This is a genomic window from Bradyrhizobium sp. 17 (assembly GCF_023073515.1).
Lineage (GTDB): Bacteria > Pseudomonadota > Alphaproteobacteria > Rhizobiales > Xanthobacteraceae > Bradyrhizobium > Bradyrhizobium canariense_D.
The window spans coordinates 421,317-432,465 of record NZ_JADPJQ010000113.1 but is presented as its reverse complement, the minus strand read 5'-3'; the positions used below and the strand labels follow the sequence as shown (position 1 = coordinate 432,465).

Annotated in this window: 10 protein-coding genes; 1 reads left to right on the top strand and 9 read right to left on the bottom strand. The window is 56.8% G+C overall.

The genetic code is table 11. The features are described from left to right. The 6 genes from groL to IVB13_RS24575 form a co-directional block, all read right to left on the bottom strand. A partial coding sequence (gene groL / locus IVB13_RS24600) for a chaperonin GroEL (RefSeq protein WP_247490771.1) occupies window positions 1-1,192 on the bottom strand: 1,192 nt, incomplete at its 3' end. A 34-nt stretch (window positions 1,193-1,226) separates the two neighbouring features. Further along, complete coding sequence (locus IVB13_RS24595; protein WP_247490769.1) at window positions 1,227-1,544, bottom strand: co-chaperone GroES; 318 nt, start codon at window positions 1,542-1,544, stop codon at window positions 1,227-1,229. 454 nt (window positions 1,545-1,998) lie between these two features. Then, a complete protein-coding gene (locus tag IVB13_RS24590) occupies window positions 1,999-4,560 on the bottom strand; it encodes a matrixin family metalloprotease (RefSeq protein WP_247490767.1) in 2,562 nt (853 codons plus the stop codon). A 366-nt stretch (window positions 4,561-4,926) separates the two neighbouring features. Continuing rightward, window positions 4,927-5,841, bottom strand: a complete 915-nt coding sequence (locus tag IVB13_RS24585; protein WP_247490765.1) for a plasmid partitioning protein RepB C-terminal domain-containing protein — start codon at window positions 5,839-5,841, stop codon at window positions 4,927-4,929. Beyond that, complete coding sequence (locus tag IVB13_RS24580; protein ID WP_247490763.1) at window positions 5,838-6,758, bottom strand: plasmid partitioning protein RepB C-terminal domain-containing protein; 921 nt, start codon at window positions 6,756-6,758, stop codon at window positions 5,838-5,840. The genes IVB13_RS24585 and IVB13_RS24580 overlap by 4 nt, the downstream gene beginning before the upstream one ends. Then, on the bottom strand, window positions 6,755-8,284 hold the full coding sequence (locus IVB13_RS24575) for a recombinase family protein (protein ID WP_247490761.1): 1,530 nt from the start codon (window positions 8,282-8,284) through the stop codon (window positions 6,755-6,757). Before IVB13_RS24575 ends, IVB13_RS24580 begins: the two co-directional genes overlap by 4 nt. 114 nt (window positions 8,285-8,398) lie before the next feature. Between IVB13_RS24575 and IVB13_RS24570 the strand changes: the two genes are divergently transcribed. Beyond that, window positions 8,399-8,782, top strand: a complete 384-nt coding sequence (locus IVB13_RS24570) for a hypothetical protein (RefSeq protein ID WP_247490759.1) — start codon at window positions 8,399-8,401, stop codon at window positions 8,780-8,782. A gap of 65 nt (window positions 8,783-8,847) precedes the next feature. Here IVB13_RS24570 and IVB13_RS40490 read toward each other — a convergent pair whose 3' ends face one another. The 3 genes from IVB13_RS40490 to IVB13_RS40065 all read right to left on the bottom strand — a co-directional run bounded on the left by IVB13_RS40490 (window position 8,848) and on the right by IVB13_RS40065 (window position 11,148). Continuing rightward, entirely contained in the window at window positions 8,848-9,570 is a 723-nt protein-coding gene (locus tag IVB13_RS40490; protein WP_247490758.1) for an HNH endonuclease, read from the bottom strand. Between the two features lie 523 nt (window positions 9,571-10,093). Further along, window positions 10,094-10,402, bottom strand: a complete 309-nt coding sequence (locus IVB13_RS40070) for a diguanylate cyclase (RefSeq protein WP_253075500.1) — start codon at window positions 10,400-10,402, stop codon at window positions 10,094-10,096. Between the two features lie 11 nt (window positions 10,403-10,413). Then, the gene (locus tag IVB13_RS40065; RefSeq protein ID WP_253075499.1) at window positions 10,414-11,148 is read right to left on the bottom strand and encodes a diguanylate cyclase; all 735 of its coding nucleotides are present in this window, start codon (window positions 11,146-11,148) and stop codon (window positions 10,414-10,416) included. Between the last annotated feature and the right edge of the window lies 1 nt (window position 11,149).

Below are 11,149 nucleotides of genomic sequence, written 5' to 3'. Positions count from 1 at the left end.
CATCCACGCGATCCTTGCGCTCCTTCACTTCGGTTTCAGTCGCGCCGCCGACGCGGATCACCGCGACGCCGCCGGCGAGCTTGGCCAGACGCTCCTGGAGCTTCTCACGGTCGTAGTCCGAGGTGGTTTCCTCGATCTGCGCCTTGATCTGCGAAACGCGCGCCTCGATGTCGGCCTTCTTGCCGGCCCCGCTGACGATGGTGGTGTTTTCCTTGTCGATCATCACCTTCTTGGCGCGACCGAGCATGGCGAGCGTGACATTCTCCATCTTGATACCGAGATCTTCCGAGATCGCCTGACCACCGGTCAGAACCGCGATGTCCTGCAGCATGGCCTTGCGGCGATCGCCGAAGCCCGGAGCCTTGACGGCCGCGACCTTCAGGCCGCCGCGAAGACGGTTGACGACCAGGGTGGCAAGGGCTTCGCCTTCGACGTCTTCGGCGATAATCACTAGCGGTTTGCCGCTCTGCACCACGGCTTCCAACAAGGGAAGCAACTCATTCAACTGAGATAGCTTCTTTTCGTTGATGAGGACGTAAGCATCTTCCATTTCAACGCGCATCTTGTCGGCGTTGGTGACGAAGTAAGGCGAGATGTAGCCGCGGTCGAACTGCATGCCCTCGACAACCTCGAGTTCGGTCTCGAGCGATTTTGCTTCCTCAACCGTGATGACGCCCTCGTTGCCGACCTTCTTCATGGCGTCGGAGAGGAACTTGCCGATTTCGGCATCGCCGTTGGCGGAGATGGTTCCGACCTGGGCGATTTCCTCGTTCGAGGTGACTTTCTTGGAGTTCTTGACGAGATCAGCGACCACGGCGTCCACAGCCAGGTCGATACCGCGCTTCAGATCCATCGGGTTCATGCCAGCGGCAACGGACTTGGCACCTTCCCTAATGATGGCGGCAGCCAATACGGTCGCGGTGGTGGTGCCGTCGCCGGCAGCGTCCGCCGCCTTGGAGGCCACTTCGCGCACCATCTGCGCGCCCATGTTCTCGAACTTGTCCTCAAGCTCGATTTCCTTGGCGACGGTGACGCCGTCCTTGGTGATGCGGGGAGCGCCGAACGACTTGTCGAGCACGACGTTGCGGCCCTTGGGGCCGAGCGTCACCTTGACGGCGTTGTTGAGAATGTCGACGCCGCGCAGCATCTTGTCCCGCGCATCAACGCCGAACTTAACTTCTTTGCTAGCCATGATGTGGTCCTTGAAATAATGGAAGGATTAGGCGCTATGCGGCCTTCTTCTTGGCGACAGGCAGATCGGTGAGAACGCCCATGATGTCGCTCTCCTTCATGATCAAGAGCTCCTCGCCCTCGATCTTGACCTCGTTGCCCGACCATTTGCCGAAGAGCACACGGTCGCCGACTTTGAGATCGATCGGAATTAGCTTGCCGGCCTCATCGCGGCCGCCTGGGCCGACCGCCGTGATCTCGCCCTGCGAGGGTTTTTCCTTGGCGGTATCCGGAATGATGATGCCGCCGGCGGTTTTGTCTTCGGCATTAATGCGTTTGACTACGACGCGGTCGTGAAGCGGACGGAATTTCATGCTGTCCTCCTTAGCTTTTTGTGGTTATTTCTGGATTGGCAATCGCAATGGGCGAGTGCTAGCCGCTTCTTACATAAGCCTGTGACGCTGGGGCGCAAGGGCATCGGGCCACGCGACTTGAGTTTCTTGAGGAGGAACGCTTGGCGGCGATTGCTAGCAGACGAAGTAGCATCCTGTTAGCGCGCGCGGGCGGAGACGACCGTCATCGATCAAGGTTGTCATGATCCTTGCGTCTATGAAGGCGGTGTTCAAGGCAAGGCCCGGCCGCGAAGAACCATGAGTCGAAGTTGCTTTTGCCGGCCATTAACGCTGCCGATTGTAAGGTTGCTAAGGCTAGGTTCGCTTTGGCCTACTTAAAGCGGCTTCATGCGTTCGGGGTCAGTTTCCTGATGCGCCTCGTAGATCCGCGTAAGCGCGCCAGCATTTTTGCCTTTAGGCTACTGGCCGCAATGAACTAAGGGTTTTCGCCCCAATGAACGTTCTGCAACGTGCTGGTGCTGTCGACGAAAAATAGCCTAACGTGCTCGGCTTTTCGCGAAACTGCAATTAGGTCGGATCCGGCTGCTGCGACTCCGGCTGCGACCGCAATTGAAGGCGTGCTCCAGGTGGCGGGCACCGCATCGGGCCGAGGAGCCCACCAGGTCGTCCATACAGAGCTGTCCGCCTCCTGCCAAAAAACCTGGAGACGTTCGTTCCATGAGTTCGGAGCGGCCAATGCAGAACCTGAACGAGCAGTGCGCCCAGCAGCGATGGCAAAGGGTGCCGACCAAAGCCCTGTCGCGGTATTCCAGAAACTGGACATCGGAGAGCGACTGACCTTATCGATCCAGAATACGTCTAGTTGTTCATTGTTGCGCGAGACGAGAGCGACCGCGCCATCGGCAATTCCAGCAGGAATTATTCTTTGGGGTGGCTGAAACCCAACTTGGTCATCAACGGATAATTCCCAAAACGCGCCCGCACCATCAACCACGATTATGAAGATGCGACCTGCACGAGGCACTGCTGCTATGGCCACAATCGGCCGCTGCCAATTGGCACGCGTGTTAGCAGCGACCCAGCCAACCGCCCCATTTGAGGCGACAATCTCTAGGTCGTCTTCTTTACCCGCGAAAAACACCGCGACATGCTGGTCGTTGAGCGACGATGCAATTAGGGGCGATGAAGTTACCGGCGGCATCGCCGCCGAATTTGCTGGACGCACAGGATTCCCCACAGGCGGGCGAAAACCTGGCAAAAGCCAGAGCGGTCCTGTAGGAAGTGTGCCTGATTGCGCGATTGTGGTCGAAAAACCGCTTCGGATAAAATTGTCGAAACCGACATAGAAAACATTCGCGGTGCTGGTGCTTCTGGCTGAAACGGCGACATTTGAATCGACGCGCGCATCGTTCGCCGGCTTCGGGCCCACAAACTCAAGAATGTCGCTGCCCTTGTTCTCGTCCAGGTCAGTCTGGTCCCAGACGCTGATCTGCAGCGGCGCATTAGCTGGTCCAGGAACTCCGCGGCTGGCCAGCACGATCGCTGCCTCGGACAGAGCCGCCGCGGCGATTTTCACTACTCCCGTCCCGTTCGGCACCGGCCGCACAACATTCCAGGTCGGCATTGGCGGCGATAGCACTCTGATGTAGGCGGCATCAGGTCCGTCTGGCGCGTCCAGCGTCAGCACTATGACATCTGGTCGAAGTGTTCCTCTAATGTTCGCGAAGGCTGCGCCGGCCCCACCGGTTTCATTGCCCCAGCTTCCAGGGATGCTGTGCGGCGTGCCCCACCCAGTAATGGGGACGCCATCGCGATCAAGATCTTCGCCAATCCGAACAAATGCATTGTTTGCTCCATCCGGATTGTCGATCCAGAACACCAGCATGTCCGGGCGACCGTTACCCCGCGTGTCCACGACGCTAATTCCGAGACCGCTGCTTGAGAAGCCTACTGGGTGTGGCACGGACATTTGGTCGGACCAAACCGCAACTGAACCATCCGCCGCGATGTCGTAGCCAATCTTATAATAGATGGTGTTTTCACCATCAGGGTTGTCAATCCAGGCGACAATCAGATCGGCGCCGCCGCTACCGTTAACGTCGAATAGAGCGCAGGCAACCTCCTCAGTCGTGTTTCCGAAATGACCCGGCACGGGAAAGTTGCCTGTCCACGTTGGCGTCAGCCCGTCCTCTCCGAGATTAAAGCCCACTCGATAAAGCAGCTGGTTTTCGCCCGACGGGTCGTCCATCCACATCATCACCATATCCAGCGATGAGCGTCCGTCCGGAAGGAGCCCGTGAATAAAGCCGGTGGCAAGGCCCAATCCTTGACTATCGTTGCCAAGTGGACCGCCCATGGCGATAGGGGGACTCCATCCACCGCGGGGATTTCCGTTGGCGTCTATATCGTATCCGACGCGGTAATAAGCAGTGTCGGCCCCGTCGGGATTGTCAATCTGCCCGACAATGACATCTAACGTTGTGCCTGAGCGACTTAGATCGACGACCACCACATCGGCACCGCTGGTCGAGTTTCCAAACCACCCAGGCACCGGTATAGGCGGGGCGCCCTTCAGCGCCTGTATACGCTCGATATCATCCGCGGAGAGACTTCGAACCCCCTGATTAACGGGATACATCGCTGATTCGAGGTTGGTGGAATGTTTCAACCCGAGATAATGACCCACCTCGTGCAATGCGGTGGAGCCCATATCGGTGAACCCCGGGAGCGGCGAAGGTGAATTGACCCAAAGCACGTTCGGGTTGAATGTGATCTGCTTATTTTTAGTCAAACCGATCGGTGGACTGACCCCAGGCGGAACGACCCCGGTGAGGATATTCAGCGTCGTGTTGTCCGAATTAGTTATAAGCCCGTCGAAGCGAAATCGAAGGTCCGGACTGTCGTTCACCAACTTAAACTGAATCGGCGCGACCTGTGCCCAAGCCCCTAGTGCGAATTCGATGGCACCGACAATGGCTCGACCGGACGCCGATGCGGGCGGAACATCAATTTTATAGTTATAGCTGGTGAGGCCCATGTCGTTCCTCCCAAAAAGCAATGTGATGCCGCCTATCAACAGCCCAAAACGTCTGATTGTCAATCATACGATCCAAAACCAGCGGTTTGATTTGGACCCGCTCCTGGATGCTTGCAATCTCACCGCTTTATTTCGACAGTAGATCGTTGCACTGTCAGAGCCACGGCCCATTCGGTTCGGCCAATCGGAGTGCCTGCTTCTATGGCGATGCCGACACCCCGAACTTGGTCGATTTAGCCCACGAAAGCTCGCTGGCCTGATGGGCTCCGAGCGGGTCCGCCGCCATCCCCACCACCACGATTGATCCGCCCCTGGTGCGGCTTCTCCTGTGGTCCCCGCGCTTTCGGGTCCGGGTCCCCTTCAGCATCAATCGGATGCCAGTGTAGAAGTCATTTGCACTACGTTCCGGAACTCTCCCAAGAACTCAGGCTGTTTCTTCTCCAAGTATCTTGTCACCTTCGCATTTCCGACCAGCTTGGCTAAATAGGCCTTTACAACCGTAAGATGCAGATGGTCTTGACCGTATGAATCTTGTATAGAAGTTATTGCTTGCTGCAGTTTTGTAAGCTCAGTTTCCATGCGAGCGAGTGCCTCTGCAGTCATTCCTCTTATTCGTTTGGGTGCGGATGGGTTCACAAGCTGGGTTTGAGCAGTTCCTGCGAGGATTGCCGAAGCGTAGCCGACGGAAAAATTGTTCGCGTTGATCAGAAGTTCGGCGGCCTCAATCTGTCGAATGGGTATCATCTTTCGGAGCACATCAAAAACAGCCATCGGACACATCTTGTCTTTAAGAAGATTCACAACCTCTTCGCATATCCCCTCAACCAATGTTGCCTTCCGAATCAGGCTGCGAATGTTGATGTCCAGCGCTTTTGCGATCTTTTCCTTCGGAACGTTGCGCTCGATTGCTTTTGCGATCATCCTTTGCTCTTGAATGGCCGATAGGCGGCTCACCCGCTTATTATAGGTAAAGGCCTCATCATCGGTAGAAATCAGGCACTCAACCTCCTGACGACCTAAGTCCTTCAGGACTTCAATGCGAAGATGTCCATCTAGGAGTAGAAAGATACTTGGATTCAGCCTATCTCGGCACACGACCGGTGGTTCAACGAGCCCGATCTCCGCGATGGAACAGGCTATTTGATGATACTTGTGGCTAGCTTTAATCGTCTTTCCAATCGCGCGGACTGGAAGAATGCAGCTGATGGCTAGGACCTGGGTGTCAGAACAGAAAGCTTGGGCAACGGCCTTGAGAGCGTCAACGCTGACATATCGATTCATGGGGTTGTCCTTGCGGCTAGTCTCTCTTCTAAGAATGCAGGCATAGACGCCAGCTCTTCAGTGTGGAGTAGCCGGACGAAATCCTTATCTTCGCGAAGCGCTCGAATGGCCTCTACTACAAACAAAAGTCGGCTTTGCGTCACCTCAGCCTTTTTTATCAGAAGCCGTTGCCGATCAGCTTCTCGTCTGTATACCCGGATCATAGCTTCGGTTGTCAGAGGCCGTTTCGCCGCGTCCCGCCGGCCATAGCTTTGCGAATGCAAGTGCTTGCCGCGCCTTCGGCGTTGATCAAGCAGCCGACGCACTGCAACGAGCTTTCGTCCCCGTAGCTTTTTTTCGGAATAGGCTTGGGTCAGGGCGCGTTGCACATCATCGTCGTCGGACTTGGCGATTTCGATCGCCATATTGATAGGAATAATGCCCATCTCTACAGCGTTTACCAGGCGCTCTTCGCCGTTGGCCAACAGAGTGCTGATCATTCTGATGTAATCAACGGTAACTCCAATCTTGTCCGCAATCTCTCGGTCGCCGTAGCCGCGCTTACGAAGCGTGTTGATGTCTTCAAGTAGGTCAATCGCGCGATGATGACGGCGAGCACAGTTCTCGACCAAGCTCATCACCAGGCAGTCGCTCTCTTCAGCATGGACAATTATGGCCGGGATTTCTGTTTGGCCTAGCTGTGTAAAGGCTTCTATTCGGCCTTGGCCGCAGACCAAGTCGAAACTGAAGCTGTCCCCCTCGGACCGTCGAGGACTGACGGTGATCGGCCGCTTCAAGCCGACCTGCGCGATGCTCGAAACTATGTCGCGGAAGTTTCGTTGACTTCTCGCTCGCGGATTGAGTATGCGAATCTGGTCTATCGGAATCACTTGCAATTCTCTCTTGACGATCTCTCCTTTGCTCTCGAAATCATTCATGCCGCTTCTCCGAAAGAACAGCGACGGGCCAAGGAATACACAAAGTCCAATGTTTCGAACCGATATGCATCTAACGCCAGTGGATTGTCTTGGCTCAATCCCATACGCGGTATCGTGCAGTCGATGCGCGGAAAAACGTAATAGTCGAGAGCTTCAGTGTTGGTAGTATCCAGGCGGACCGCAATTGTGAGGTCGGGAAGAAGCCCAGTATCGAGACGTATGTGCCAGCGGAATCCCGCTCCGCAGGGCGACGCGCGGGCAATCACGAGTGCTGCACTGAACTCATAGTTGATATTCAGTAACTGATTGTCGTCATTGCGCTCGACTTTGCCGCCCGAGAACTCGAAACCAGCAATCACCTCGTTTAGAATACGGGGGTGAGCCTCCCGAATAGCACGGTTGGTTTCTATGTAGGAGTAGTCTCGGTCCGGTGCGTATCCGATCAAGCCATACGCACGGATCAAACTTCCGAACCGCCGCCGATACACGCTAGAGGATGGCATGTCATCACGTTCATCTATGATGATTCCCGATAGGTAACCTTCATCCTTGAGCGCGGCCTGAAGGAGTGTAAGGAGCTCTTCGTCTGAGTAATGAGAGCTTCGCGCGTCAATTATGGCCCGAGCTCGGTCAAAGACGGCGCGAGACACCAGTGCTGGATATGCAGCGTCGGCGCGCACCCAAGTATCCGGGCTGTTTTTTACTCTCTTCTGCTTTAGCTTGAACGAGACACGATTAAAGACGTTGTTTCCGACGTATTTCTCGTTCGTCAAGATCTGATGAACCGAGGATCGCGTCCAGGGAGTCCCGCGATCGGTGATCAACCCCCGACCGTTCAGCCTTGACGCAATCTCCTTCTCTGGCAAACCGTGCTCGATGAACATTGAGTAGATTTCATGAACCTGCTGGACTTCTTCGTCTGGACCTAACGTAAGCACCACTCGGTCGGTCTGAAGGCTCTTCCGATCACCGCGGCCGAGCTCTCCTTTGGGCGTCCTGCTCTCATCAACAAGCTGGCGCCTGAGACCATAGCCTGCGGGCCCGCCTTGCCTGAACCCGAGCTCGATTAAACGGCATTGGCCAGCAAAGACTTTGACGGACAGCTCCCGACTATACTCGCCGGCCATGACGCGTTTGACGCTCTTCAGCAGGACTGAGCCAATACTGCCGTCGTTATCAAACTGCTCTCCGCAATAGTGAACTCGTATCCCGGCTCGGGAACAAACATATTCGTAGTAAGCGCCTTCGTCCGCGTCTTGGAAGCGCCCCCAGCGGCTCACGTCATAGACCAATATAGCCGTGAAACCCGCAGAGCCGTTCTGAACCTTTCGCATCAATAGTTGAAGGCCTTCGCGACCATCAACTGTCAAGCCGCTCCGGCCCGAATCTTCGAAAACTTCAGATACGTGGAATCCACGTTGCTCGGCGTAACGACGGATGACTTCGAGCTGGTTCTCGGTCGAATACTTTTGGTGGTCCGTTGACATGCGGACATACGCTGCTGCGAGCTGCTCGCCAACCAACATTTGGTTATTTCGGAAGGAGCGGCCACTTGGTGTTTTCAAACGCCACCTTCATCAAATAGCTTACTTTCTGCTATCGCCTAGCAGCTTGATTTGATCATAGAGCAGGGGAGCGGAATGTCGTTTCCAAAAAAGGGCAAGTTGTTTCCACCTGGATCAGTGGCAGAGCAGAGCGGTCGCCGGGTAGAATCGCAGATCTTTGCCGCCAACGTGGCATCTGCTCTCAACGATGCCCTCGGGCAGACTACTGCGCATGTGAAGATTGTGGCATCATGGACAGGTGCCAATGAGCGAACCGTCAAAAATTGGTTTGCAGGAAACTACGGCCCGAGCGGAGACCACCTCGTAAATCTTATGAAGCACTGCGATCCGGTTTTTGGCGCAGTCCTTACGATGGCTGGTCGCCCCGAGCTGCTTCTCGCTCTCGAGCTCAACGACATCAAAGGACGAGTAAACGAACTCACGACCCTTCTTCGCAGGCGGAAAGCGAGCGATTTGTGAGGACAGCGGGCGATCTCATGGAGTGATGTATTCGATTTCCGCGCAGGGGCTGAGAATCCGAGCCGTCACGCAGCTCGCCGGAAGAGGGCAAAGCGTTGCGCCAATCGGTCGCGATCAGGTTGGTCTTGGGGTCTCTGAGGCAGTCTGATCTTTAAGCCATTGAGCGCTTTCAGTGCGTCCAACATTGGGCCGTCATTTTGGCTAAGCAATCGACCTGAGACATGCATACGAAAGTCAGGATCAATTCCGATAAGATGTGCATCAAAGGCTGCGTGGTGAATTTTTGATAATGGGATGCCATTTGTTACTAGGGGTTGGCCTAGGAGCTCATGCCCATCCGCAATGATATGCGCAGCGTCGAGCAGCAAGGGCTCAGGGAGGCCCGACAGCGCGCAGCGCCCGTCGTAGGCGGTGATCACAGCCTCTCTGAAAGTTGCCTGATGCAGGCGCTGTTTGACCATGCGCACCGCATATCGCCGCTCTAGTCTATCCGCTGGAGGGTCCAGAGTGGCTGGCGCAATCCCAAAGGTAACTCGCGCTTTGAGCGTTTCTCGGTCCCAACCGGCTATGAAAGTTGGAAAGAAAGCTTGGTAACGGCCAGGGGCTATCCCGAGAAAATAGATTATCGCTACGTTGTTCTCGTATGCCTCGCGTAGCCAGCGATTATCGGCGGCATCGGGGTTTTGACCCATGAAAGCGTAGTCAATCGTCTCATCGCCGTCGAATATCTGACGATGAACCTCTCTCTGGTCGTCATACCAGATCTTCCCGCCCGCGTTCGGAAACACGGTTTTATCGACAGCAAGAACCGCATTTGCTGGGGCTTGAAGATGCCGCGCTGCGGATTGACTAGCGGGATGCGCTGCCCGCCGAAGACAAAGCCGGGCTTTAGTTCTGCTGCGGTCAGCTGGTCGTGCGTCTCAATAAGCCTTCGAACGTGTTCGAACGCCGCCTATCGCATTAGCGCATCATCTAGGCTTGTTCGGTCCATTTCCGGTAAGCTAGCGCGAGGAGTCCGAGTCTTGGAGGCTCAAGCTTCGCATAGTTTTCATGGGATTCGAAGCCGCTCCGGGCGAGTGAAGGATAGCAGCTCCAGCACAGCAGAACGTGGCCCGGCTGTGCCTATGAAGCGAAAAAGAGCCGCCCGAGCGTTGGGAAAGCTTAGTTTTTAAGGGATTCGGTCAATCTGCAAGCCAGCTTCGGAGGGCAACGCTCTATCCAGCTGAGCTACGGGTGCTAGTCGAGGTTCATTTAGCCGATTGGCGGAGGGTGGGCAACCGCTTCCGCCGGCTTCGTCCAGGCTGATTTGGGCTAGGCTGATTTACGAGTCGCGCGGTCAGGAACCGGCACGCCGTCCCGCCCGAGCTTGGCGAACTCGGCGAGCAGCCGTTCGGAGCACATGACGCGGTTGCGGCCGAGCCGTTTGGCCGCATAGAGCGCCTGGTCGGCCGCGCCCAGCAGCCGTTGGGGGCTGTCGTCGGTTTCGTCCGGAATGTGGCTGGCGACGCCGACACTCAGGGTGACGTGCTCGCCGGCACCGATGGCGCCGTGGGTGACCCGCAAGGCCATCACCGCGCAGCGGATTTCGTCGGCGATGGCGCAGGCGGCATCGCAACCCATGTCCGGCAGGATCAGCGCGAATTCCTCGCCGCCATAACGGCTGGCGAGATCGGCGGGCGCACGGCATACCGGCTGACGACGGACGCGACCGCGCGCAGGCATTCGTCGCCGCTCTGGTGGCCGTGGCGGTCGTTGAACAGCTTGAAATGATCGACATCGACGAACAGCAGCGCCATGGGCTTCTGCGTCCGCTGGGCGCGGGCCCATTCACTCATCAGCATCTGGTCGAACGCGCGGCCGTTCGACAGGCCGGTCAGCCCGTCCTTGGTGGCAAGCTCCTTCAGGGCCATCTCGGCGCGCTTCTGGTCGGCAAGGTCGCGCAAAGTCTCCACCACCGCGATCAGATGGCCGGCCTCGTCGTGAATGGGGCCGGCGTCGATGGCGAGATAGAGCTGGCTGCCGAGCTTCGGCATCACGCACCAGTTTTCGGCGCTGAAGCCGAGCCCGTTATGACCGCGCGCGGCATATTCCGAATAGAACGCCGGCAGCTGTTCCGGGCGGTCGAGCGCGACGAGGTCAGCGAGGCAAGGGCGCCTGGTCTCGTAGAAGGCCTGCCAGTGCTTATTGGTGCCGATCACCTCGGAGGCGGCGACACCGGTCAGCCGCTCGCAGGCCCTGTTCCAGATCACGACGCGGCGCTTGGGGTCGATCACGAAGGTCGGCACCACCAGATGCTGCATCAGCCGCACGGCATAGGAATCCGCAACGTCGACCGTCTTGGCTGGCGTTTTCCCCGGCTTCGCCATC